This is a genomic window from Aureimonas sp. ME7 (assembly GCF_903970965.1).
In the GTDB taxonomy this organism is placed as follows: domain Bacteria; phylum Pseudomonadota; class Alphaproteobacteria; order Rhizobiales; family Rhizobiaceae; genus Aureimonas.
The window spans coordinates 58491-82812 of the sequence record NZ_CAJCKW010000011.1 but is presented as its reverse complement, the minus strand read 5'-3'; the positions used below and the strand labels follow the sequence as shown (position 1 = coordinate 82812).

The window sequence follows — 24322 nt, the reverse complement described above, 5'->3', positions numbered from 1 at the left end:
AGACGCCGCTGACCGGCCGCTTCTCGGTCGTGCCGATGGCTCTGGCCATGGCGGCTTCCGGCTTCGTTCTTTCGGGCTGCATGTCGAGCAAGGACACGGATATCGACGCGCTGGCGCTCGCCTCGCAGACCGAGCCGGCCGACACGCTCTACAATCAGGGCCTCGCCAATCTCGACGCCGGCAATCTCAAGGAAGCCTCCGCCAAGTTCCAGGCGATCGACCGGCAGCACCCCTATTCCGAGTTCGCCCGCAAGGCGCTCGTCCTGCGCGCCTTCACCAACTACCGCCTCGGCAACTACGACGACGCGGTGTCCTCGTCCCGCCGCTACCTGTCGCTCTACCCCGGCTCCGAGGACGCAGCCTACGCGCAGTACATCATCGGCTTGTCCTACTTCCGCCAGATGCCGGACGTGACGCGCGACCAGACCGACACCGGGCGTGCCGTGCAGGCGATGCAGGAAGTGGTCGACCGCTATCCGAATTCCGAATACGCCGAGGACGCGCGCACCAAGCTGCGCATCGCCAAGGACCAGCTCGGCGGCAAGGAGATGCAGATCGGGCGCTACTATCAGGAGCGCCGCGAGTACATCGCCGCAATCAACCGCTTCAAGAACGTGGTCGACACCTATCCCGACACCCGCCACGTCGAGGAGGCGCTGGCGCGCCTGACCGAGACCTACTACGCGATGGGCCTGACCCAGGAAGCGCAGGCGTCAGCCTCCGTTCTTGGCCAGAACTTCCCCGAGTCTCAGTGGTACAAGGACTCCTACGCGCTTCTTCAGTCCAAGGGGCTGGAGCCGCGCAGCGGGGGAGCGACGTCCTGGTTCTCCAATGCGACGCGCGCCATCACCGGCGCCGACCGGACGCCCGCCAACGCGCGGGCCGCGGCCGGCGAAGTCGGCCCGCCGCGCGCCTGACCTCCTGACGAAATCGAAGAGGCCGGCTTCGCCCGGCCTTTTTCTTTTCACGACCCCGCAAATCGACGCGGGCGCGCCGGTGCGCCTCTTCTCTCCCGACCGTGGCGGCCATATCTTCGCGCTTCCTCGGTTGCCATCCGTCGCGAGCCGGTCTAGCGCTTCTCCTCGATGCTTGTTCACCTTTCGATCCGCGACATCGTTCTCATCGACAAGCTCGACCTTGTCCTGAACGACGGCCTTTCGGTGCTGACCGGCGAGACCGGTGCCGGCAAGTCCATCCTCTTGGATGCGCTGTCGCTGGCGCTGGGCGGGCGAGGGGACGGTGGGCTCGTTCGCCACGGCTCGAAGCAGGGCGAGGTGTCGGCCGTTTTCGACCTGCCGGCCGCCCATCCCGCGCGCCGGGTCCTCACCGACAACGGCTACGACGACGACGGTGACCTGATCCTGCGCCGCATCCAGAGCGCGGACGGGCGCACGCGCGTCTTCATCAACGATCGGCCGTCGAGCGTCGCCTTGATGAAGGAAGTCGGCGCGACGCTCGTGGAAATTCACGGCCAGCACGACGACCGGGCGCTGGTGGACCCGGAGGCTCATCGCCGCCTCCTCGACGAGTATGGTGGCCTGAATCTCGAAGCGATGGCCGTCGCCCAGGCCTTCGGCGACTGGCGCAAGGCCGAGACCGAGCTGACGCGCCACCGCGCCCGCGTCGAGGCCGCCGCACGCGAGGCGGACTATCTGCGCTCGTCGGTCGAGGAACTCTCCGAATTGTCGCCGATCGCCGGCGAGGAAGAAGAACTCGCCGAACAGCGCCAAACCATGATGCGCTCGGAAAAGATCGCGACAGACGTCAACGACGCCAACGAGGAACTGTCGGGCACCGCTTCGCCCATCCCTGCGCTCGGCAGCCTCCTGCGCCGCCTCGACCGCAAGAAGGACGAGTTGCCGGGTCTCCTCGACGAAGCGATCGAGCGCTTGGAAGCGGGGCTCGACGCGCTGTCGGATGCGCAGATGAGCCTGCAAGGGGCGCTCCGCTCGCTGGAGTTCGACCCGCGCGCGCTGGAGCGTTGCGAGGAGCGGCTCTTCGCGCTGCGGGCGGCGGGGCGCAAATACAACGTGCCGGTGGACGCGCTGGCCGACCTGACGGCCAAGATGGTCGGCGATCTCGCCGAACTCGATGCCGGCGAGGAGCGGTTGGGTCATCTGGAGGCGGAAGTCGGCGCGCGCCGCGAGGTCTTCGACAAGCTGGCCGCCGATCTGTCCGTCAAGCGCCACGCCACCGCTCGCCTCCTGGAAGAGGCTGTCATGGGCGAGCTGCCCGACATGAAGCTTGAGCGCGCGGCCTTCATCGTCGAGCTGACGAGCGACCCGGAGTCTCGTTCGGGCTCCGGCATCGACACGGCCGAGTTCTGGGTGCGCACCAATCCCGGCACGCGGGCCGGTCCGATGATGAAGGTGGCGTCGGGCGGCGAGCTTTCGCGCTTCCTGCTCGCGCTGAAAGTGGCGCTCGCCGACAAAGGGTCGGCGCCCACGCTGGTGTTCGACGAGATCGACACAGGGGTCGGCGGCGCCGTCGCCGATGCAATCGGCCGCCGTCTGGCGCGCCTCGCCGCGCGCGTCCAGGTTCTGTCCGTCACCCACGCCCCGCAGGTCGCCGCGCGCGCGACGACCCATCTCCTGATCTCCAAGGCCGAGATGGTGCCGGGCGACGAGCGCCTGTCGACGCGGGTCGCCACGATCGACACTCCCGCCCGCCGCGAGGAGATCGCGCGCATGCTGGCGGGCGAGCGCGTCACCGACGAAGCGCGTGCGGCGGCGGCCCGGCTGATCGACCATGCCGGCTGAGGCATTCGGCCAAGGCGTGAAATTCCTGGCTTCTGCCCCAGAATCGATACGACCCGTATCCTTGCGTTTGATCGAGTTTGTCGCCCATGCCCTCCATCGATGAGTTCCCGGATCTCGACACGCTGACGCGGGACGAAGCTGTAGCCGAGCTGGGGCGTCTCGCCGCTGAAATGGCCGAGCACGACCGGCGCTATTACGAGGAGGACGCACCGACCCTCACCGACGCCGAGTTCGATGCGCTACGTAGGCGCAACGGCGCGATCGAGGCCCGCTTTCCCGACCTCGTGCGGGCCGATTCGCCCTCCGCCAAGGTCGGCTCGGCGCCGTCCTCCAAGTTCGCCAAGATCCGCCACGCGGTGCCGATGCTCTCGCTCGACAATGCGTTCTCGGACGAGGACGTCGCGGACTTCGCTCGCCGAGTCCGCCGCTTCCTCGGGCTGGGGACGGAAGAGAAGCTCGCCATCACCGCCGAGCCGAAGATCGACGGCCTGTCGCTTTCTCTTCGCTACGAGAAGGGGCGGCTCGTGTCGGCCGCCACGCGCGGCGACGGGCAGGTCGGCGAGGACGTGACCGCCAATGCCCGCACGTTGGACGACATTCCGGACGAGCTGATCGGCTTCGCGCCGGACGTCTTCGAGGTGCGCGGCGAGGTCTACATGACCCATGCCGATTTCGCGGCCCTCAACGCCCGGCTGCTCGCCGAGGCCGGTGGCGAGGAGGCGGAAAAGAAGGCGCGCCAGTTCGCCAACCCGCGCAACGCCGCCGCCGGATCGCTCCGCCAGAAGGATGCGGGCGTGACGCGCCAACGCCCGTTGCGCTTCTTCGCCTATGCCTGGGGGGAGACGAGCGAACTGCCGGGCGCGACCCAAAGCGAGGTCGTCGCCGCGCTGCAGGGCATGGGCTTCCAGACCAACGCCGTGCCGCAGAACGGGCGGGCGGAAGCTCTGATGCGCCATCTTGAGACGGTGGACGGACTTGTCGAGCACTACCGCCTGATCGAGGCGCAGCGCGCCGCGCTCGGCTACGACATCGATGGCGTCGTCTACAAGGTGGACGATCTCGGCGCGCAAGAGGAACTCGGCTTCGTGTCGCGTGCGCCGCGCTGGGCGATCGCGCACAAGTTCTCCGCAGAGCAGGCGACCACCACGGTCGAGGAGATCGTGATCAATGTCGGGCGCACCGGCAAGCTCGCCCCGCTCGCCAAGCTGACGCCGGTGAGCGTCGGCGGCGTCGTCGTGTCCAACGTGACGCTGCACAACGAGGACTATGTGGCCGGGCGCGATGCCGACGGCAACCCGATCCGGGGCGGACGCGACGTGCGGATCGGCGATACGGTCGTGGTGCAGCGCGCCGGCGACGTGATCCCACAGGTGGTCGACGTCCTGTTGGAAAAGCGGCCGGCCGATGCCGTCCCGTTCGCCTATCCCGACCATTGCCCGATCTGCGGCTCGCGCGCCGAGCGTGAGATCAACCCGCGCACCGGGCGCCTCGATTCGGTGCGCCGCTGCACGGCCGCGATGACCTGTCCTGCGCAGGCGAAGGAAGGGCTGAAGCACTTCGTCTCGCGCAACGCCTTCGATATCGAGGGTTTGGGCGAGACCTTCGTGGAGGAGCTTTACGACGCGGGTCTCGTGCGCCAGCCGGCCGACCTCTTCGCCATGCCCTACGATCGGCTGCGCGAGGTGATCGAGGCGCGCCGCCGTGCCCTGTCGGATGCGCGGCGTCAGGCCGAGGGCAAGACGGAGCCCGCCAAGCCGGCCAAGCGCAACGAAACCACCAAGGCGATCGACAACCTCCTGGCCGCCATCGAAACGCGCCGCACCGTGGCGCTCGATCGGTTCATCTTCGCGCTCGGCATTCCCGAGATCGGCGAAAGCTCGGCGAAAGCGCTCGCGCGGCACTTCGGGGATATCCGTGCGCTCATCGAGGGCATCGACGCGGCGAGTGCGGGCCGTCCCGGCGAGGACTGGGCCGAACTCAACGCCCTTCAGGGCATCGGCGGCGTCACCTTCGAGCGCCTGATGGCGGTCGAGGACGCGCGGCTGGCCGATCCTGATTGGCAGCCGCTTCGCGACGCGGCCCTTGGCCTGAAGGCCAACCAGCGCGTCGTCTTGCGCGAGCGCTACGGCGAAGAGAGCAGAGGCTTTGCCGATGCGCTGCGCCGCGCCAAGGCGGGCGCGCCGGGCGAGGCGTTCCTTCGGCTGACGCGCGACGGCGACATCGGAACCGTCGCCACCCTCTCCTTGATCCACTTCTTCGCCGAGCCTCATAACCGCGAAGCGGTGGAGGCTCTGGTGGCCGCCGGCGTCTCGACCACCAACGATCGTGCCGCCCAGCCGCCGACCTCGTCGCCGGTCGTCGGCCAGACCGTCGTCTTCACCGGCACGCTGGAGAAGATGACGCGCGGGGAGGCGAAGGAGAGGGCGGAAGCGCTGGGCGCCAAGGTGTCCGGCTCGGTGTCGAAGAAGACCGACCTCGTGGTGGCGGGGCCGGGGGCCGGCTCCAAGCTCGCGGACGCGCAGAAGCACGGCGTGAAGGTCGTCAGCGAAGACGAATGGCTTGCCCTGATCGGCGAAGCCTGATTCACCTGGGGGAGGCTTTCCCCAACTCGCGTAAGACCCCGATGACCGTCGTCGCCCTCGATTTCGAGACCGCCAACCGAAGCGCCGACAGCGCCTGCGCCATCGGCCTCGCCTTCGTGGAAGGCGGGAAGGTCGTGCGGCGGTTCTACACTCTGATCCGCCCGCCGGAACTGCGCTTCGACCCGATCAACATCCGCGTCCACGGCATCCGCCCCGAGGACGTACGCGACGCGCCGACCTTCGCCGACGTCTGGCAGGCACTCGAGGGCGACTTCGATGGCGCGCTGGTGCTGGCGCACAACGCATCCTTCGACATGGGGGTCCTGCGCGGGGCGGCCGCGCGCTACGGGCTCGACCTTCCCGCCTTCCGCTCGTTCTGTACCGTCGCCATGGCGCGCCGTCTCTGGCCGGACGCCGGGAGCCGCAAGCTTTCCGCGCTGGCCGAACGCTTCGACATTCGGTTCCGGCACCACCATGCCGGCGAGGACGCCTTCGTCTGCGCGGCGATCGCCCTGGAGGGCGTGCGCCATGCCGGCGCGCGGGACATCGCCCATCTTGCGGAACTGAGCGCCCTCGCGAAGCGAGTTGCCCCCGCAACGGCGCCGAGGCCAAGCGGGATTGCCGCGCGGGCCTTGGCAGCGCGAGGCGCCAGCCGTCTTGACGCGACGCTACGCTTTCTCGTGGAGGGCAGTCGGGGCACGCCTTACGAAATCGAGGCGGTTCGCAACGCTCGCGGCATTCCGCGCCTGTCCTGCTCGTGCCCCGCCTCCCGTTTCCGCTCGGACTGCAAGCATCGCGCGGCCCTGCGCGGCGGCGACCTCTCGGCGGTGGTGGACCTGACGCCCGACCTCGGCAGCCGTTTGATGCGCTTCCTGTGCGAGCCGGCCCCGCGCATGCGGGCAGCGGGTTAGAGCGCAGGTTCCACGCGTTTTCGAGCCGTGTAGTTCAAGGCGAGCGAGGGTGTGGAGCAGGTCGTCCGACCGCCCACAACCCCTTCAAACCTTCCGCATGAAAAGCCCGCCCGGTCGATCGAACCGGACGGGCCATTTTCCATGGGACGCGGATCGAAGCGATCAGGCGTCCTGGATGGCGGACAGCTTCCACTCGTCCTTGAAGTCTCGCAGGAAGGTCCAGACCTCCGTGGACTCGACCGGCGTCGTGCCCCCTTCGACGATCTCGCCCGTTTCCCGGTTGCGCAGCGTTTCGATCATCGAATAGCGCATGGCGACGGTGGCGTATTCGCGCGAGCCTTCCTTCCAGCTTTCCGCGACGTCGCCTTGCAGGAGCGTCACATCGCGCGCTTCGCCGCGCAGACCCTTGGCTGCATTGTTGGCGAGTTCTTCCGAAAGGTAGGACGCGACTTCCGGCGTCGTGATCTCGCGCAGCTTGGCGTAGTCCTCGCGGCTGAACGCGTCCTGCAGCGTCTTCAAGCGCTGCTCGAAGATGTCGAGATCGGCAGCCGTGATGCGAAGCTGATCGACCCCGGACGGTCCGGTATCGACGGCCTGCGGCCCCGCGTAGCCGCGAGCACCGGCGGCCTGTCCGCCCTGCGGCGACTTCTGCCCGCCAAGACCTTTAAACATCGCCGCATTCCCGGCGCCGTTCGGACGCCCGCCGGCCATGGAAGGCTGGTCCGAGCGACGGCGGAACATCCGCACCGCGAACCACACGAGAAGGCCGATCAGCGCCGCCTGGACCAGAAGACCCAGCATCCCGGCAAGCCCGCCGAAGCCCGTGCCCATCAGGAGCCCGAAGAGGCCGCCGATCACGAGACCGCGCATCAGCGCTCCGCCGAAGCCGCCGCCGAACAGGCCGGAGCGCGCACCCGAACGCGCACCCGCCGCCGCGCCGGCCGCCGGAGCCGCTTGGTTCGGCGAGGTCATCGAGCGCTGCACGGGCGCCGCCGCCGGTGCCGTATTGGTGGCCGGTGCGGACTGGTAGGTCCGCGCCCCGCGGCTGCCGAAGCTTCCGCCGCGCCGAGCCTCCGCAAAGTCGACGGCTGCCAGCGAGAACGTGAGAGCCAGGACGCTCGTCAACGCCAAGCCGCGCATCGTGCGGGAAGTGCCCATGTGATCCGATCCTCCGATATGCTTTTTCGGATTTCATATAGGTGTGGTGCGCAAGCCCTGGAAAGGATTCGCGCTCGATCGGTGGTCAGGCCGCGATCACAAGTTCGACAGCGACTTTCTCGACGTCCGCCACGCCGCCGGATGACCCCGATCTCTTCTTGCGTCGGTGCTCAATTCGTATATCGGGCGACGATAAAAGCTCGTAGTTGCTTGTGGGGATCCGCTTCCCGCATCTGTCGATCAGGACGGCGTCAGGAAGCGGCATCTTCCCAGCGCGCCAGGAAGTGCTCCGGCGAAAGCGTCTGCATGTCTGGGATCGCGTCGAAGAGACGCTCGCGCGGCCAGTCCCACCAGGCGAGGCGCAGGAAGCGCTCGACGATCTCGGCGGGAAAGCGGGGGCGCAAGGGGCGGGCGGGAACGCCGGCGGCGACGAGATACGGGGCGACGTCGCGCGTCACCACCGCCCCCGCGCCGATCACCGCTCCGTGGCCGACGCTCACGCCCGGCAGGATCACCGCGCCGTGGCCGATCCAGACGTCGTGGCCGACCTCGACGCGGCGCTGGAGCCGCCGCTCGCGAAAGGCGTCGTCCACGCCGAGGAAACGGAAATATTCGTTGGGGCGGTAGGTGATCTTGTGCGTCGTCACGCGCTCGATCGGGTGTTCCAGCGCGTTGAGGCGCACCTGCGCGGCGATCGAGCAGAACTTGCCGATGGCCGCATGCGTCGCCTCGCCGCCGCGCTCGAAATAGGAATAGTCGCCGAGCGTCACGTCGCGAAGGACGACGCGCGGGCCGATGTCGCAATGGCGCCCGAGGCGCGTTCCCTTGAGTTCGGCGCTTGGATGAATGCGCGGTTCGTCGTCGCGAAACCGCAGCTCGTCTCGACGATCGGGATCGTTGGTCATCGCTTGGGCGCTCCGCGGGCACGGCCGTCCTCGATATCGCGACCGTCGCGACTTGGAGCATGCGGCGCGTTGATGTATCCGAAGGCCCGACACAGGAGCAATTGCATGACCGAGCGCAAGCCGAGCCCGAAGCCGCGCAGCCGACTGCCGCTGATGCGCATCGCGCTATGGTTCCTGGTCGCGGCGGTGTTGGCGTTGCTCGTGCTGGTCTGGTTCTTCGGACGATCCGAGATGCAGGAGGTTTCGCAAGCGGGCGAACCCTACGGCACCGCGTTCACGCTGGTGGACCAGAACGACGCGCCGGTGACGCAGGCGGTTCTGCGCTCCCGCCCGACCGCCTTGTTCTTCGGCTTCACTCATTGTCCGGACGTCTGCCCGACCACCCTGTTCGAGCTTTCGGCCCAGCAGAAGGCGCTGAAGGCAAAGGGCGAGGATCTTGCCATCGTCTTCGTGACCGTGGACCCGGAGCGCGACACGCCCGAGATCCTGAAGACCTATGTCAGTGCGCTATCCGACGACATCACGGCGGTCACCGGATCGCCCGAGGCGGTCGCGGCCATGCTGAAGGGCTACGGCGCCTATTCGCGCAAGGTGCCGCAGGGCGACGACTACACGATGGATCACACCGCCTCGGTGATCATGCTGGATCGCCAGGGACGGTTCATCGGCACCATCGCCTATGGCGAAAACCCCGATACTGCGCGCGCCAAGCTCGAGCGTCTCGCCCGTCTTTGATCTGAGACCGGCAGCCTGATGCCGGCAGAAGGAGTGCTCGTTCGTTGGGCCAGGTTCGTTTCCACACCCGCGCGTCGCGCCCCGCCGCCGAGGCGCTCTACGACCATCTCGACCAGCGCTTCGGGGAGGAGGGGGCCCCCGTCGCGCTGACCGAGATCGACGAGAAGGCTGATGTGTTCGAGGTTTCGGTTTATTTCGAGGACGCGGAAGCGGTCGACGAGAGCGACGTGCGCAACGCGTTCGAAGGGCATGAGCCGGAACGCGAGGATCTGCCGGACATCGACTGGATGGCGCAGGTTCTGGCGGATCTGAAGCCGGTTCGGGCGGGACGCTTCCTGGTTCACGGCGCGCACGACCGCGCTCGCGTGCTGCCCAACGATCTGGCGATCGAGATCGAGGCGGGTCAGGCCTTCGGCACCGGGCACCACGGCACTACGGCCGGCTGCCTGTCGATGATCGAGGAGGTGGTCCGCCGCCGCCGGCCGCGCAATGCGTTGGACCTGGGAACGGGCAGCGCGGTTCTGGCGATCGGGTTCGCCAAGCTGGCGCGCCGGCCGGTTCTGGCCACCGATATCGATCCGGTGGCCGTGGCCGTCGCGCGCGAGAACGTGCGTCAGAACGGGGTGCATCGCTTCGTGACCACGGCGACAGCGACGGGTTTCGCCTCACCGGCCTTCCACGGCGCCACGCCGTTCGACCTCATCGTCGCCAACATCCTTGCCGGTCCGTTGATGCGTCTCGCCCCCGAGATGGCGCGTCACCTCTCGCGGGGAGGGGACGTGGTCCTGTCGGGCATCCTCGATCGCCAGCGCGACGCCGTTCTCTCGGCCTACCGCATTCAGGGGCTGTTCCACCGCAAGACGCTTCGGCGCGGCGAATGGGTCACGCTCCACCTGACGCAGAACCGGCTCGACTAGGGCGAGCGCGGGGATGGCGTTTGCGCCCTTCCGAACGCATGCCGTCGAACGAGAAAGGCCCGGCGTCCAGGACGCCGGGCCTTTTTCAAAAAGGATAGGTTTCGCCGATCAGGGACGATGGGGCGCCGAGGATTCGAACATCGAGCCGCGCATCGACAGAAGATGGATCATCGGCTCGGTTTCCAGATACATCGGGCGAGACGTACCATGGGTGTAACGGCTGGCGGGGCGCGAACGATCCGCTGTGCCCGGACGGCGGGAATTGGCGCCGATTTGGGTCGGAAGCGACCCGGAGCGTTCGGTGCGGACGGTAAGCATGACAACCTCTTCGGGATTCTCGATCTGGCTCCCTACGCACTGATATGCTGCGGCGCGAAAGAAAGAGCTACCCCGTTCGGCGCATAGGTTCCCTGACAGGAATGCAAGGCAAGCCCCGCAATATCTTAACGCTTCGTTCATGATCGTCCGATACGGAGCGCGATCGCCGAGACGGTCGGGCAGCATTTCCCTCAGCGAGATTCCGCATTCGCCTTCAGCGAGTCGCGGACGAATTCCAGCGTTACATCCATCGCATGCAGGGACTCTTCGAGATCCCTTTTCTGTTCCAGGAGAAGGATCCGCTGTTCTTCCATCCGCTCCAGCGCGATCTCCATCTGCTTGGTGCGACCGTCGGGCTGATGGTAGATCTCGATGATCTGCTTGGCTTCCGTCAGCGAGAAGCCGAGGAGCTTCGCCAAGAGCACCAGGCGCAGGCGCATCCGGTCGCGGCGGGAATAGATGCGGGTGGTGCCGCGCCGTTCGGGGCTGATCAGCCCACGATCCTCGTAGAAGCGCAGCGTTCGCAAGGATACGCCGAACTCGCGGGCGAGATCGCCGATGCGAAATCCTTCGTTCGAGGCGTCCCGCTCTTCGCGTTTGGCGAAGTAACCAAGCAGGTCCTCGATCCCGATCTTCAACTCGGTATCGTCTCGCGAGTCGCTCGCAACAGGTTGCTTCATGATGCCTCACTCATCATCCGCAATCTCTTGCGGATATATGCGAAGGCGTCGTCGGTTCGTAAGCCTGCCGCTGCAAATTATTTATTGAGTTCCGACGGATGGACACAAGGCCGGTGTCCCGTAAATCCAGCTTCGCTCCCGGTTAGGTTTTTAAATCCCTAACGTGCCGCTGGAGTTTTAACCGCTCGTTAAGCCCGTCGGCGTTCATCTGGCAGCGTGGATCACGGCCGATCGGCGGGCTGGCGGCAACAGGAGCTTGAGGACATGTCGCGGAACGAAGCGCAAGTGAAGCCGCGAGCCAGCGAGGCGACGAAGCCCGCAGACACGTCCGTTTCCACCCTGGCCAAGACGCTGGAGGACTTGGAGCGTCGCCTGAGCCGCCTGTCGTCCGGCAAACCGGAGCCGACGCCTGCTGCCGAAGCCACGCCGCTGCCGGCCGCCGAAGTGCCCGTTGCCACGGCCGGCGAGCGCCTTCGCGCCGTGGCCGAAGCGCGCCGAGCCAAGCGCCCTTCGCTCTCGTCGGCCGTCTCCACCATGGCTGTCGAGCGCCAGCTGTCGGGCGACGTCGTGTCGCAGACCCCGGCGCCCAAGACGCGGGCGCCGCTTCGCTCGCCGACCGTCGATCGTCGGCTCGGCGGTATCGCGGCCGAGGTCGAGCAGCTGCAGATGCAGAACACCGCGATCGCGCTGATCAAGGATCTGGCGGCCGAACTGTCCGACCTGCGCGGCGACATTCACGCTCGCCTGGGCGACGGCGGCGAGGATCGCATCTCCGAACTCCAGGCGTCCTTCGGCGATCTGAAGCGGATGATCGAGGCCCGCGAAGCGCCGGACCGGATCGGCGACGAGATCCTCGAGATCATGGAATCGCTGACGGAGCTGACCGTCGGCACCGCCGACCAGTCGTCGCTCGACGCGCTGCGTCTGGAGCTCGATTCGGTGGCTGTCCTGGTGTCGCAGATGGCGCGCGAGGAATCGCTCGAAGCCGTACAGCAGCGCTGGGACGCGTTCGAAACCCAGATCGCCGAGCGCATGGACCTCGACATGCAGGCCAAGCGCGACCTCAAGGTCGAGCTGGAGCGCCTTCGCGGCTCCCTGCGTTCGCTGGCAACCGAAGACCAGGTTCTCGAAGTCCAGAAGCGCTGGGAGGAGTTCGAGGCGCGCTACGTCGACACCGTCCGCATTCAGACGGAAGAGTCGGTTTCCCGCGTCCTACGCTCCGAACTCGACGCCCTGCGCACCAAGCTCGACACCCTCGTCGCCGAAAGCGGCAGGGAGGCACTGGACGCCCGGTTCGCGGCGCTCGCCGACGACCTGCATCCTCGCGAGCTGGAAGCCAGCGTCGAGCGCTTGTCGGGCCGCATGGACGAGATCGAGCAGGCCCTCGTCGGTCTGCCCGAAATCCTGCAGATCGACCAGATGGACCAGCGCATCCAGGCGCTGGCCGCTGGTGTCGAAGCGTTGACACGCGAGATCCGCGAACCCGACCTGTCGCATCTCGAAGTGATCGAGGAGCGCCTCGACGAGATCTCGCTGGCGCTGGCTTCGGCCGGCGCGCGCACGATCGCCGAGATCGACATGGCACCGGTGGAGCGGATCGAGGCGCGCGTCGCCGATCTCGCCGGTCGCATCGATCGCCTCGGCGACCGGTCCGATATCGACGGCTTGTCCGCGCAGATCGTAGCGCTGACCGAGCGCGTCGAGGATCTGGGTGCCCAGTCGATCCACGAAGATCTCGGAAGCCGGCTGGACACGCTGTCCGAACGTGTGGAAGTCCTGTTCCGCAGCGCCGGCGCGCCCGACACGTCGGCCTTCGAAGCGCGGCTGGCCGCGCTCGCCCAGCGCCTGGAAGCATCCGCTTCCTCGCGCGGTGTCGACCCGGATGTGATCGCGGGGCTCGAAGCGCAGATCGAGCGCATGACCGAGCTTCTGGCCGGCGCCCCGGGACTGGGACTGGGCTCCGACGACGGCGCGGCCGTCACGCAGCGCCTGGAAGCGATCGAGCGCCAGCTCGACGAGAACCGCGATCATGTCGTGGCCGCCGCGCGCGCCGCTGCCGACGAGGCCGTTCGTCGCATGCAGGACGAGGACGTGCGGCGCGAGAGCGGCTTCGTGCGTGAGCTTGCGCAGGATCTGCGCAACCTGGAGGACCTGTGCCGCGAAAGCGACGAGCGTTCCTTCGGCATCTTCGAAGCCGTTCATGCGACGCTGCTGCGCATCGTCGAGCGGCTGACGCTGATTGAGGGCGAGTTGCGCGGCAAGGCGATCGCCCCGGCTGTCGCCGCCCCCGTCGTGGCAGCTCCCGTGGAGCAGCCGTCCGTCGAACCCGCCGCGATGGCCGAGTTCGAGCCGCGCTCGCGCCTTTCCCCCGCCGCCTCCGTGCCGGTCGAGGAGGAAGAGCCGAAGGGCCTTCGTGCCGCCCTGCAACGCCATATCGCCCGCCGCAACGGCAAGGCTGCTGCCGTCGAGGCTCCGCAGCCGACGCTGGCCGAGCGCATCCGCCCGACGCCGATCGTCGAGGAGCCGCAGGCCGTGGCCCCGCCGGTCGAGATCGAGGCGCCGGCGCTCGACGCGTCCGACAGCCTTCTGACGCGGGAGGCGAACCGGCCGCTGGAGCCGGGCTCCGGCGCGCCGGACATCGCGGCCCTCATCGAGCGCGTGCGCCAGCAGCAGCGCGGCGAGCAGCCCTCGGTCGAACCGATGGCCAAGGCCGACTTCATCGCCGCCGCGCGCAAGGCCGCTATGGCGGCCGCCAGCGAGGCCGAGGCCCTGCGCGAGCGCGAGGAGCGTGGCGAGGAAACCCGGGACGGGAAGGGCGCCAGCCGTCGCAAGCCGATCCTCATGGGTGTCGGTGCCGTGCTCCTGGCGCTGATGGCGGTGCCGCTCGGCATCAACTACCTGTCGCCGTCCCCCGACGTGTCGGAGCCCCCGGTCGCCGTCGCATCGCTCGAAGCGCCGGCCGAGACGGCGCTGCCGGCACCGGCCCCGATGGCGCAGGCGGAAGCCCCGGTTGTCGCCGATGTCCCGGCAACGGAGGACGCTCCGCCCATGTCGGCAACGTCGGACGCCGTCGTTGCGGAACCTGCCGCCGAAGCGAACGCTCCGCTCGTCTCCGAACCGGAAGTGCCTGCCGCCGCCGAGATGGCGTCCGAGGCTCTCGAAGCCGAGACCCCACAGCCGACCGTGACGGAAGCGACGAGCACGCAGACGGACGGCAAGGCCATGCTGGTGGCGAGCGCGCGCTCGCATCTCCCTCCCACCGCGCAAGGGGCCGTTCCCGCGCTTCCCGCAGGCATCACGTCCGAGCCGCTGGTGAAGGCGGTCCAGACCGAAAGCCCGATGGCCTTCTTCGAGGTTGGCCTTCGCTTGATGGAAGGGCGCAACGCGCCTTCCGACCCGACCGCGGCCGTCGCTTGGTTCGCACAGGCCGCGCTTCGCGACTTCGCGCCGGCGCAGTACAGCCTCGGCACTTTGTTCGAAAAGGGCAACGGCGTTCCCCGCAACGCCGCCGCCGCCCGCGACTGGTATCGTCTTGCCGCCGAGAACGGCAACGTGCGCGCCATGCACAATCTCGCGGTGCTCTACGCCACCGGCATCGACGGCAAGTCGGAACCCGCCACGGCGGCCGAATGGTTCAACCGCGCCGCCGCGTTCGGCATGCGCGACAGCCAGTACAATCTCGGCATCCTTTATGCGCGCGGCGCCGGCGTCCCGCAGGATCTGGCGACCTCCTATCGCTGGTTCGGCATCGTCGGTCGCGCCGGCGACGCCGACGCCGAAACCAAGAAGGGCGAGGTCGGCAAGACCCTTGGCGAGGAGGAGCGTGCGCGTCTCGACGCCGAGATCGCCGCCTGGAAGCCGGAAACCCGGATCGAGGAAGCCAACACGGTGGACGTGCCGGCCGACTGGGCCGGCACCCCGGAGCGCACCGCCTCGGTCGACATGACCCGCGCGATCCGCAACGTGCAGGCGATCCTGATCAAGCTCGGCTACGATCCCGGCCGCCCGGACGGCGTGGCCGGCGCTCAGACGGAAGCCGCGATCCGCCAGTTCCAGGGCAAGGCCGGAATGGAAGCCACCGGCAAGATCGACGAGCGCCTGATCCGCGCCCTTCTGGAGCGCAAGGACGCGTGACGTTCCCGGAGATCGCACGCTTGGTTTGACTTGTGTCGGGGGTTCGGGCCATGAGGTCCGAACCCCTTTTTCGATCCCGAGGGATCGTTTCGGCGGATATCGGCCCGTGACGTTCTATCTCCCGATCGCAGAGATCACCGTCAACATCTTCGTCATCATCGGAATGGGGGCGGCGGTCGGGTTTCTATCCGGCATGTTCGGGGTCGGCGGCGGCTTTCTCATCACGCCGCTCCTGATCTTCTACAACATTCCGCCCGCCGTCGCGGTCGCGACGGGCGCCAATCAAGTGATCGCCGCCTCCTTTTCCGGCGCCCTGGCGCACTGGAAGCGGGGCACGATCGATCTCAAGCTCGCGCTCATGCTGATCGTCGGGGGCGTCCTCGGCTCGGCCTTCGGCGTGTGGGTCTATACGCTCCTGCGGCGGATCGGGCAGCTCGATCTCGCCGTGTCGATCCTCTACGTCGTGATGCTCGGCGCGGTCGGCGCCTTGATGATGAACGAGAGCCTGCGCGCCATGCGCCGCGTCAGGAGCGGAGGCTCGGGCGAACTCGTGCGCCGCTCCGGCCATCACAGCTGGGTGCATCGCCTACCGTTCAAGACGCGCTTCAAGCGCTCGAAGCTCTATGTCTCGCTCCTGCCGGTGCTCGGCCTCGGCTTCGTGATCGGCATGCTCGGATCGGTGATGGGCGTCGGCGGCGGCTTCGTCATGGTCCCCGCCATGATCTACCTCCTGCGCGTGCCGACCAGCGTGGTGATCGGCACCTCGCTGGTTCAGATCATGTTCACCGCGGCCGTCACCACCGTCCTCCAGGCGGCGACCAATCAGACGATCGATATCGTCCTCGCCTTCCTCCTGATGCTGGGCGGCGTCGTCGGTGCCCAGTTCGGCGCGCAGGCAGGGCGCAAGCTGCGCGGCGAGCAGCTGCGCGCGCTTCTGGCCGTCCTTGTTCTTGCGGTCGCCGGACGCCTTCTGATCGAGCTCGTGCTGATGCCGGGCGAGATCTACTCCATCACCCTGCCGAGCGGAGAGATCGGGTGAGGGGGCTTCAGCTTCTCCTGGCCGCCGGGCTCTGCCTGCTCGCGCCCGCCGCCATTGCGCAGACGAACCCTCTCGCGCCCGAAACGTTCGAGATCGGCCTGTCCACCGAGACCATCTCGGTCGGCACCAACTTCGGAGGCGCGCGTCTCGTCGTCTTCGGCGCGCTCGACAATGCCGACCAGCGCCTTCTCCGGCAGGGGCGCTACGATATCGTCGTCATCCTGGAAGGGCCGAGGCGCGATATCGTGGTGCGCGAGAAGAAGCGCTTCTTCGGCCTTTGGATCAACCGGGGCGCCGAGCGCTTCAACGGTGTCCAGAGCTCCTATTCGCTCGTATCCACCCGCGCGCTGCGCGACATCGCCCCGACCACGACGCTGCGCCAACTCGACATCGGTTCGGAGAACCTCGAATTCGAGGCACCCAACGCCAAGGGAGTTAAGAGCGAGCGCGGCCGGGAGTTCGCCGAGGCCGTTCGCCGCCTCAACGCGCAGCGCGGCCTCTTCACCGAAACGGTCGGCGACATCGACTTCGTTTCCGCCACCCTGTTTCGCGCCAACCTGACCCTGCCGGCCGACCTTCCGGTGGGCCGCCATGTGGCGCGTGCGATCCTCTTTCGCGACGGCGTCTTCGTTCGCGAGCGTTCGGAGGATCTGTGGGTGGTCAAGACGGGGATCGAGAGCCAGATATCCCGCTTCGCTTCGACCGACGGCGGGCTCTACGGTCTCCTGGCGGTGGGCGTTGCGATCTTCACCGGCTGGTTCGGCCGGATCATCTTCAAACGGGACTGACCCTCATGCACGACGACGCTTCCCTCCACCCGCCGCGCAGCCGGGCCGAGCAGATGGTGCGAGCCGCCTGGATCCTCGGGCTCGGCGGGCTCATTCCCTTCGTCGTCGGCGCCTATCTGATCGCGATCGGCTCCGAGATCATTCCGCTGCCCGACCTGCCCTTCGTGATCCTGTCCTACGGGGCGATCATCCTGTCGTTTCTCGGCGGCATCCGCTGGGGCGCGGCGCTGAACGAGCCGCGACGCCAGAGCCCGACGACGCTCGCGATTTCGGTGCTGCCGGCCATCGCCGCCTGGGTCTGCGTTCTCCTACCCTCGCCCTGGAGCTTCGTCGGGCTGGCCGTCGTGCTCGTCGTCCAAGGCGTGTGGGATGTCGGCGCCATTCGCGAAGGGCGGATCGTCACGCCCTGGTTCGCGCAGCTCCGCATCGTGCTGACGGCGGTCGCCGTCCTGTCGCTGGTGGTCATCGCCTTCGTCTCGGCCCAGCCCGTCGCCTATTGAGGCTTCAGCTCCGGCAAAGCGCGGCGAAGGGGATCGGATAGATCCGCGACACACCGATGACGTGGGCGCGCGCTCGGCCGAGGTCGAAGAGACCGTCGAAGGGCGGGCTCAGAACGTTGAGCCCCCCGGTGGTCACGCCGAAGGATGGCATGATCATTCGCGCCCCGTCCGAAGCGAAGCAAGGCCCCCGAACGCTGCGCCCGTTGCCCGACACCTTGGCGACGGGGTGGAGGTGGCCGGCGATCTCGCCGGCGCGCGGGCCGGGCGTCGGCTCGTGCCGCAGCACCCAGGCTCCGATCGCCACTTCCTCGGCGCAAAATCCGCCGAGATCGGCCGGCGGCTCGGGATCGTGGTTGCCGGTGATCCAGATCCAGTCCCGGCCCGTCATCAGCGCCTTCAGTCGATCCCGCGGCTCGTCCGGCATCAGCGCCGCGCCGTTCCGATCGTGGAAGCTGTCGCCGAGCGCGACGATGCAGCGAGGCTCGTAGCGCGCGATCGCCGCCTCGAGAAGTGAGAGCGTTGCAGCCGTGTCGTAGGGCGGCAGAAACATGCCGCGCCGCGCGAAGGCGGCGCCCTTCTCCAGATGCAGGTCCGACACCACGAGCACACGTTCGCTCGGCGCATAAAGCGCGCCCGACGGGTCGCACACCATGACCTCGCCGTTCACAGCCGTTTCCAGCCCCTGCGCCTCGGCCTGCCGCATCCGCCGCTGGATCATGTTCATGGGGGTCGGGTCGTCCTCGATGTTCTCCAAGCGTTCTTCGAATCCAAAAACGGGGCGAAGGCAAGGCACTGCGACGATCCGCACTTGATTCCCGAGCCCGAACGCGACAAGAGGAAAGGGCACAAGGACCCGGCCTGCCGGGTGGCTATGCCGGGCGCCTATCCCTCGGCCAATCCAGACGACGTTTTCAGAGACTGTTTCGGAAGTCCGCGGCGGAGGATCGTCGAGGAGTTTTCGTGCCCTGCGAGGCGCCGATCGCAGCCGATGCCGGCGGCATCGGTGAGTATCGGCAACGAAGCAAGGTGTGAAAAGAACCGGCGAGCCGACCCGGCGGACATTCGAAGCAGTCTCAAAGTTCATCCGACCGCACCCGACATGCGAAGGGGCAAACGTCGTCGAGATCCTCGTTGTTTCCCTATGTTCTCGACTGAAAATTGGAAGGCCGAGTGGTTCGGCAATGTGCGGGGCGACCTTCTGTCCGGCCTCGTGGTGGCGCTCGCCCTGATCCCGGAGGCGATCGCCTTCTCGATCATCGCCGGCGTCGATCCGCAGGTCGGCCTCTACGCCTCGTTCTCAATCGCGGTGTTGACCGCCATCTTCGGCGGCCGGCCCGGCATGATCTCGGCAGCCACCGCCGCGACCGCCGTCCTCATGGTGACGCTCGTGCGCGACCACGGGCTGCAATATCTCTTCGCCGCGACGACCCTCGCCGGCCTCGTCCAGATGGTCGCCGGCTTCTGCCGCCTCGGCGATCTCATGCGCTTTGTGTCGCGCTCGGTGATGACCGGCTTCGTCAACGCGCTGGCGATCCTGATCTTCCTGGCGCAGATGCCCGAGCTCGTCGGCGTGCCGAACATGACCTATGTCTTGGTCGCCGCCGCGCTCGGCATCATCTACCTCTTCCCGAGGCTCACGAAGGCGGTGCCGTCGCCGCTGGTCGCGATCGTGGTCATCACCGCCGTCGTCCTGTTCTTCGGCATCGACGTGCGCACCGTCGGCGACATGGGCCAACTGCCGTCCTCCTTCCCGACCTTCTTCGTGCCGGATGTTCCATTCGATCTCGAGACGCTTCGCATCATCCTGCCCTATTCGGTGGCGATCGCGCTCGTCGGCCTTCTGGAATCGCTGATGACCGCGCAGGTGGTGGACGATCTCACCGACACGTCCTCGCACAAGAACCGCGAGTGCTTCGGGCAGGGCGTCGGCAACTTCGTCACCGGCTTCTTCGGCGGCATGGCGGGTTGCGCGATGATCGGCCAGTCCGGCATCAACATCCGCTCCGGCGGGCGAGGGCGCTTGTCGTGTCTCTTTGCGGGGATCGCGCTCCTGTTCCTGATCGTGGTGCTCGGCTCCTGGGTCGCTGTGATCCCGATGCCCGCGCTCGTCGCCATCATGATCATGGTCTCGATCGGCACGTTCGACTGGGGCTCGCTGAAAAGCCTCGTCACCCATCCCCGCCGCTCTTCGGTGGTGATGCTGGCCGTCGTCGTCATCGTCGTGTGGACGCACAATCTGGCGCTCGGCGTCTTTGCCGGCGTTCTCCTGTCCGGCCTCTTCTTCGCCTCCAAGATCGCCCAGATCTTCCGCGTCACCTCCGAGCTTTCGGATGGCGGACGAGCGCGAACCTACCATGTGGAGGGCCAGGTCTTCTTCGCCTCCGCCGGCCAATTCACGCAAAGCTTCGACTTCCGGGAGGAGCTGGACCGCGTGACCATCGACGTCAGCCGTGCCCATATCTGGGACCTGACGGGCGTCGGCGCGCTTGATAAGGCCGTCCTCAAGTTCCGGAAAAACGGCGCCGTGGTCGACGTCGTTGGCCTCAACGCCGCCTCGCAGACCCTCGTCGACAAGCTGACGGTCCAGAACCGAAGCGATGCGCTGGACATGCCGGCGGGGCATTGAAGGCTTGCCGCAGGGCCTCGCGCGATGCGGCCTTGCGGCGCGGCTTCCTTGAAGGGCACTGAAGGGCCGACATCTAGCGGAGCGTCGAACCCTACGGCGTGCGTTCCCGGAGTCGTCCCTTGAAGCCCAGCCTGCGTTTCGTTCTCGGCGACCAACTGACGCGTGGGCTTTCCAGCCTGTCCGACATCGAGCCCGGCGACGTGGTGTTGATGGCGGAGGTCGACGAGGAAGCGACCTATGTTCGCCACCATCAGCGCAAGATCGCCTTCCTGTTTGCAGCCATGCGCCACTTCGCCGGGGAACTCGAAGCCGAAGGCGTCCGGGTCGACTACATCCGGCTCGACGGCGAGGATCGGGCGGCGAGCTTCACGCAAAGCTTGGAAATGGCCCTGAAGCGGCACCGGGTCGCCCGCATCGTCGTCACGGAGCCGAGCGAGTGGCGAGTCCTGGAGATGATGCGCGGGTGGGAGGCTGCGTTCGGCGTGCCGGTCGAACTGCGTCCCGACGACCGGTTTCTTTGCCCGTGGGACGAGTTTCCCGATCTGGCGGGTGAAGGCCGGACGCTCCTGATGGAGACGTTCTACCGGCACATGCGCGAGCGCACCGGCTTCCTGATGACGGCGGACGGAAAGCCGGAGGGCGGGCGGTGGAACTTCGACGCCGAGAACCGCAAGCCTCTCCCTAAGCGCATCGCGGTGCCGGTTCGCCCCGTCTTCGAACCCGACGAAACGACGCAAGACGTTCTCGACCTCGTGGCGCAGCGCTTCGGCAATCATTTCGGCTCGCTCGAGGATTTCGACTATCCGGTGACGCGTAGCGACGCGGTTCGCTACCTCGCATGGTTCGTCGACACGGCGCTTCCGGACTTCGGCACCTACGAGGACGCGATGCGGCAGGGCGAGCCGCTGCTCTTCCACTCGCATCTTTCGGCGGTCATGAATTGCGGGCTGCTCACCCCTCGAGAATGCTGCGAGGCAGTAGAAGCCTCGTATCGGAAAGCGAAGGCGCCGCTCAACGCCGCGGAAGGCTTCATCCGTCAGATCATCGGCTGGCGCGAGTTTATTCGCGGCGTCTACTGGCGCGAGATGCCGGGCTACGGGACCCGCAACGAACTGGGGGCGGAGCGCCCGCTTCCCGATTTCTTCTGGACGGGCGAGACCGAGATGAACTGCCTCGCCCAGGCGATCGGCGAAACGGCCCAACACGCCTTCGCGCACCATATCCAGCGCCTGATGGTGATCGGCAACTTCTGCCTCCTCGCGGGGCTTTCCCCAAGCGAGGTGCAGGAATGGTACCTCGTCGTTTATCACGACGCCTACGAATGGGTGGAGATGCCCAATGTCGTCGGGATGATCCTCTACGCCGACGGCGGTGTCTTCGCCACCAAGCCCTATGCCGCATCGGGCAACTACATCAACAAGATGTCGGACTATTGCGGCCATTGTCGCTACGACGTGAAACAGCGCACGGGCGAGGACGCTTGCCCGTTCAACTATCTCTATTGGGATTTCATGGCGCGCAACCGCGAGCGTCTTTCCCGCAATCACCGGATGACCCGCACGATCTCGACCCTCGATCGCATGGACGAGCGCAAGGTTGCGGCCATGCGCCGGGATGCCGCCGATTTCCTCGGCGGGTTGACATCGGCGGGAGGCTACTGAACCGGCGGTTCGCTTACCGCAGGTAGTTCGACCGGAAATCCGTCATCTCGCCGAGCGCCTTGATGATCAGTTCCTCTTCCATCGCCTCGGCCAGGAGATCGTCCCGCGCCTCGCCCTCGATGCGCTCGCGGCCCGCTTCCAGCATGATGGGAACGGCGAGCGGCGAGATCTCTTCGAGATTCTTGTGGAGGATATGCCGCTTGATGCGGGCGAGGAGGTCGGACACGCGCCGCACGTCGAGAAGTCCCGTCGCCGCGTCCGCCCAGGTGGCGCGCAGGAGGATGTGGTCCGGCTCGTGTGCGCGCAGGACGTCGTAGACGAGATCAGACGAGACGGTCATCTGCCGACCGGTCTTCTCCCGCCCAGGCTGGCGCTTCATCACGAGCCCCGCGATCACCGCACATTGGCGAAAGGTGCGCTTCAGAAGCCAGGAATCGGCCATCCAGGCTTCCAGGTCGTCGCCCAGCATGTCCTCGCCGAACAGTTCTTCCAAGGATAGGCGACCGCTGCCGATCATCTCGCCGAGGTCCGCCCGGCCCCAGATCGACAGGGCGTAGTCGGTCGCCACGAACCCGAGGGGTTTGGCCCGCGCCCGCTCCAGCCGGCGTGTCAAGAGCATGCCGAGCGTCTGGTGCGCCAGACGCCCCTCGAACGGATAGGCCACCATGAAGAAGCGGTTGCCGTTCGGAAAGGTCTCGATCAGGAGATCGTTCGGGCCGGGAATGGCGGATTTGCGTTTCTGAATCTCCAGCCATTCGCCGACCTGGGAGGGCAGGGCGCCCCATTGCGTCGGGTCGGCCAGCATCTCTCGCACCTTGGCGGCGAGAAAGGTGGTGAGCGGAAACTTCTGGCCGCCGTAGTACGGCACCTTGGCCTCGTCGTCACGCGTCTTGGTGACAAGGCATTCCATCTCGTGGATGCCTTCGAACTTGAGCACCTGCCCCGAGAAAAGGAACGTGTCGCCTATCGCTAAGGTCTCTAGGAAGTTCTCCTCGATCTTGCCGAGCACCGGCCCGCCGCGCGCCATGCCGCTTCGGGTCTTGGCGCGGATCAGGCGAACGAGCAGGCTTTCGGATTCGATGATCGTCCCGGCGTTCATTCGGTAGCCTTGGACGACGGACGGGTGCGTCACCCGCCACGTTCCGTCTTCCGTCAGGCGGATCTTGGCGTAGCGGTCGTAGACCTTGAGCGAGTAGCCCCCCGTCGCCACGAAATCGACCACCCGGTCGAACGTCTCCCGGTTGAGGTCGCGGTAGGGCGAGGCGGTGACGACCTCGGCATGGAGATCGTCCGATCGGAACGGGGCGGCGCAGGCCATGCCGAGAACGTGCTGGGCGAGAACGTCGAGGCAGCCTTCGCGCATCGGCGGCGAATCCTGCGCGCCGAGATAGTTGGCGTCGAGCGCCGCTTGGCATTCCATCACCTCGAACCGGTTGGCCGGCACGAGAATGGCGCGCGAGGGCTCGTCCATCCGGTGATTGGCGCGCCCGATCCGCTGGGCGAGGCGCGAGGCGCCTTTGGGCGCGCCGACATGCACCACGAGATCGACGTCGCCCCAGTCGATGCCGAGATCGAGCGTCGAGGTTGCCACCACGGCGCGCAGCTCGTTGGCCGCCATCGCGGCCTCGACGCGGCGGCGCTGCGAGACGTCGAGCGAGCCGTGGTGAAGCGCGATGGGCAGCGTTTCCTCGTTGATGCGCCAAAGCTCCTGGAACAGGAGCTCGGCCTGCGAGCGCGTGTTGACGAAGAGCAGCGTCGTCCGGTGCGCCTTGATCGCCTCATAGATTTCGGGCATCGCGTAGCGCGCCATGTGCCCCTGCCAGGGCACGCGCTCGCGCGACTTCAGGATGGTGATTTCGGGCCGTGCGCCGCCGTCCACGGTGATGAGGTCGGCCATCTCAGCGGCGTTCGGCCCCTGCGCCACCAGCCATTCGCGCAGCTCGTCCGGATCGGTCACGGTCGCCGACAGGCCGATCGTCTGGATCGCCGGCCGCAGCTTGCGAAGGCGCGCCAGCCCCAGCGCCAGAAGATGGCCGCGCTTGGAAGCGACGAGCGAATGCAGCTCGTCGAAGATGACGTAGCGGAGATCGGAGAAGAACGTGTCGGCGTCCGGGCCGGATATCAGGAGCGCCAGCTGTTCCGGCGTCGTCAGCATGATGTCGGGCGGCTTCAGCTTCTGCCGCTGGCGCTTCGACTGAGACGTGTCGCCGGTGCGCGCTTCCAGCGTGACGCCGAGGCCAATCTCCTCGACCGGCTTTTCCAGGTTGCGCCGGATATCGGTGGCCAGCGCCTTCAGCGGCGAGATGTAGAGGGTGTGGACACCCGGAGGGCGTGTTCCGGGCTTGCGGCGGCCACGCCGCGACAGATCGACCAGCGAGGGCAGGAACCCGGCCAGCGTCTTGCCGGCGCCCGTTGGCGCGATCAGGAGAACCGAGGCGCCGTTTTCGGCACGCGCCAGAAGATCGAGCTGGTGCGGGCGCGGCGCCCATCCCTTGTCCGCGAACCAGCGCAAAAAGGGTTCGGGCAGGTCGAAGCCGGGCGAGGACGGGGGAGGGGCGAGGAGCGGCGCGGTCACGAGGAAAGAGGTAAGACTCCCCCTCCTGCCGCCA

17 protein-coding genes and 1 other annotated feature are annotated in these 24322 nt (G+C 67.2%); of the genes, 12 read left to right on the top strand and 5 right to left on the bottom strand.

Going from position 1 to position 24322, the window contains the following annotated elements; translation table 11 throughout:
- Positions 1-35 precede the first annotated feature (35 nt).
- The 4 genes from H7A85_RS16980 to H7A85_RS16965 all read left to right on the top strand — a co-directional run bounded on the left by H7A85_RS16980 (position 36) and on the right by H7A85_RS16965 (position 6252).
- On the top strand, positions 36-917 hold the full coding sequence (locus tag H7A85_RS16980) for an outer membrane protein assembly factor BamD (protein WP_244631249.1): 882 nt from the start codon (positions 36-38) through the stop codon (positions 915-917).
- 168 nt (positions 918-1085) lie between these two features.
- Positions 1086-2759, top strand: coding sequence for a DNA repair protein RecN (recN, locus tag H7A85_RS16975; RefSeq protein WP_182087151.1), 1674 nt, complete (start codon positions 1086-1088; stop codon positions 2757-2759).
- An 86-nt stretch (positions 2760-2845) separates the two neighbouring features.
- A complete protein-coding gene (gene ligA, locus H7A85_RS16970) occupies positions 2846-5341 on the top strand; it encodes an NAD-dependent DNA ligase LigA (RefSeq protein WP_182087150.1) in 2496 nt (831 codons plus the stop codon).
- 41 nt (positions 5342-5382) lie between these two features.
- Positions 5383-6252, top strand: coding sequence for a 3'-5' exonuclease (locus tag H7A85_RS16965; protein WP_182087149.1), 870 nt, complete (start codon positions 5383-5385; stop codon positions 6250-6252).
- Positions 6253-6414: 162 nt separating this feature from the next.
- Here H7A85_RS16965 and H7A85_RS16960 read toward each other — a convergent pair whose 3' ends face one another.
- Together H7A85_RS16960 and H7A85_RS16955 are read right to left on the bottom strand one after the other, a co-directional pair.
- Positions 6415-7410, bottom strand: coding sequence for a TIM44-like domain-containing protein (locus H7A85_RS16960; protein WP_182087148.1), 996 nt, complete (start codon positions 7408-7410; stop codon positions 6415-6417).
- Positions 7411-7661: 251 nt separating this feature from the next.
- Positions 7662-8315 (bottom strand): DapH/DapD/GlmU-related protein, encoded by a 654-nt coding sequence (locus H7A85_RS16955; protein ID WP_182087147.1) that lies wholly within the window; start codon positions 8313-8315, stop codon positions 7662-7664.
- 105 nt (positions 8316-8420) lie between these two features.
- Between H7A85_RS16955 and H7A85_RS16950 the strand changes: the two genes are divergently transcribed.
- Complete coding sequence (locus H7A85_RS16950; protein ID WP_182087146.1) at positions 8421-9050, top strand: SCO family protein; 630 nt, start codon at positions 8421-8423, stop codon at positions 9048-9050.
- A gap of 44 nt (positions 9051-9094) precedes the next feature.
- Positions 9095-9967 (top strand): 50S ribosomal protein L11 methyltransferase, encoded by an 873-nt coding sequence (locus H7A85_RS16945; protein ID WP_182087145.1) that lies wholly within the window; start codon positions 9095-9097, stop codon positions 9965-9967.
- Positions 9968-10476: 509 nt separating this feature from the next.
- Here H7A85_RS16945 and H7A85_RS16940 read toward each other — a convergent pair.
- Positions 10477-10965 carry a MerR family DNA-binding transcriptional regulator gene (locus tag H7A85_RS16940; protein WP_182087144.1) on the bottom strand — a complete coding sequence of 163 codons (489 nt, stop codon included), beginning with the start codon at positions 10963-10965 and terminating at the stop codon, positions 10477-10479.
- Positions 10966-11229: 264 nt separating this feature from the next.
- On the opposite strand from H7A85_RS16940, the gene H7A85_RS16935 reads away from it, so the two are divergent.
- The 4 genes from H7A85_RS16935 to H7A85_RS16920 all read left to right on the top strand — a co-directional run bounded on the left by H7A85_RS16935 (position 11230) and on the right by H7A85_RS16920 (position 17426).
- Complete coding sequence (locus H7A85_RS16935) at positions 11230-15099, top strand: peptidoglycan-binding protein (protein ID WP_182087143.1); 3870 nt, start codon at positions 11230-11232, stop codon at positions 15097-15099.
- Positions 15100-15205: 106 nt separating this feature from the next.
- Positions 15206-16138: a sulfite exporter TauE/SafE family protein gene (locus H7A85_RS16930; RefSeq protein WP_182087142.1), complete on the top strand. Its 933-nt coding sequence runs from the start codon at positions 15206-15208 to the stop codon at positions 16136-16138.
- Entirely contained in the window at positions 16135-16926 is a 792-nt protein-coding gene (locus H7A85_RS16925) for a TIGR02186 family protein (RefSeq protein ID WP_182087141.1), read from the top strand. Before H7A85_RS16930 ends, H7A85_RS16925 begins: the two co-directional genes overlap by 4 nt.
- Before the next feature lie 5 nt (positions 16927-16931).
- The gene (locus H7A85_RS16920; protein ID WP_182087140.1) at positions 16932-17426 is read left to right on the top strand and encodes a DUF3429 domain-containing protein; all 495 of its coding nucleotides are present in this window, start codon (positions 16932-16934) and stop codon (positions 17424-17426) included.
- 4 nt (positions 17427-17430) lie between these two features.
- On the opposite strand, the gene pdeM is transcribed toward H7A85_RS16920, so the two are convergent.
- Positions 17431-18150 carry a ligase-associated DNA damage response endonuclease PdeM gene (pdeM, locus tag H7A85_RS16915; RefSeq protein WP_182087139.1) on the bottom strand — a complete coding sequence of 240 codons (720 nt, stop codon included), beginning with the start codon at positions 18148-18150 and terminating at the stop codon, positions 17431-17433.
- Positions 18151-18272: 122 nt separating this feature from the next.
- Positions 18273-18325, top strand: a sequence feature (sul1 is cis-regulatory element that is thought to sense ions involved in sulfur or methionine metabolism; They are found in Alphaproteobacteria).
- Between the two features lie 242 nt (positions 18326-18567).
- Between pdeM and H7A85_RS16910 the strand changes: the two genes are divergently transcribed.
- Both H7A85_RS16910 and H7A85_RS16905 read left to right on the top strand, forming a co-directional pair.
- Positions 18568-20052: a SulP family inorganic anion transporter gene (locus H7A85_RS16910; protein ID WP_182087138.1), complete on the top strand. Its 1485-nt coding sequence runs from the start codon at positions 18568-18570 to the stop codon at positions 20050-20052.
- Between the two features lie 119 nt (positions 20053-20171).
- Complete coding sequence (locus tag H7A85_RS16905) at positions 20172-21713, top strand: cryptochrome/photolyase family protein (protein WP_244631245.1); 1542 nt, start codon at positions 20172-20174, stop codon at positions 21711-21713.
- A 13-nt stretch (positions 21714-21726) separates the two neighbouring features.
- On the opposite strand, the gene H7A85_RS16900 is transcribed toward H7A85_RS16905, so the two are convergent.
- Positions 21727-24288, bottom strand: a complete 2562-nt coding sequence (locus H7A85_RS16900) for a ligase-associated DNA damage response DEXH box helicase (protein WP_182087136.1) — start codon at positions 24286-24288, stop codon at positions 21727-21729.
- Positions 24289-24322: the final 34 nt, after the last annotated feature.

What these genes read in the sequence shown, in the direction of transcription:
- ligA (WP_182087150.1), top strand. Translation starts at nt 2,846, where the DNA reads ATGCCCTCCATCGATGAGTTCCCGGATCTCGACACGCTGACGCGGGAC.
- pdeM (WP_182087139.1), bottom strand. Translation starts at nt 18,150, where the DNA reads ATGAACATGATCCAGCGGCGGATGCGGCAGGCCGAGGCGCAGGGGCTG.
- recN (WP_182087151.1), top strand. Translation starts at nt 1,086, where the DNA reads ATGCTTGTTCACCTTTCGATCCGCGACATCGTTCTCATCGACAAGCTC.
- H7A85_RS16965 (WP_182087149.1), top strand. Translation starts at nt 5,383, where the DNA reads ATGACCGTCGTCGCCCTCGATTTCGAGACCGCCAACCGAAGCGCCGAC.
- H7A85_RS16950 (WP_182087146.1), top strand. Translation starts at nt 8,421, where the DNA reads ATGACCGAGCGCAAGCCGAGCCCGAAGCCGCGCAGCCGACTGCCGCTG.
- H7A85_RS16935 (WP_182087143.1), top strand. Translation starts at nt 11,230, where the DNA reads ATGTCGCGGAACGAAGCGCAAGTGAAGCCGCGAGCCAGCGAGGCGACG.
- H7A85_RS16955 (WP_182087147.1), bottom strand. Translation starts at nt 8,315, where the DNA reads ATGACCAACGATCCCGATCGTCGAGACGAGCTGCGGTTTCGCGACGAC.
- H7A85_RS16980 (WP_244631249.1), top strand. Translation starts at nt 36, where the DNA reads ATGGCTCTGGCCATGGCGGCTTCCGGCTTCGTTCTTTCGGGCTGCATG.
- H7A85_RS16960 (WP_182087148.1), bottom strand. Translation starts at nt 7,410, where the DNA reads ATGGGCACTTCCCGCACGATGCGCGGCTTGGCGTTGACGAGCGTCCTG.
- H7A85_RS16920 (WP_182087140.1), top strand. Translation starts at nt 16,932, where the DNA reads ATGCACGACGACGCTTCCCTCCACCCGCCGCGCAGCCGGGCCGAGCAG.
- H7A85_RS16910 (WP_182087138.1), top strand. Translation starts at nt 18,568, where the DNA reads ATGTTCTCGACTGAAAATTGGAAGGCCGAGTGGTTCGGCAATGTGCGG.
- H7A85_RS16940 (WP_182087144.1), bottom strand. Translation starts at nt 10,965, where the DNA reads ATGAAGCAACCTGTTGCGAGCGACTCGCGAGACGATACCGAGTTGAAG.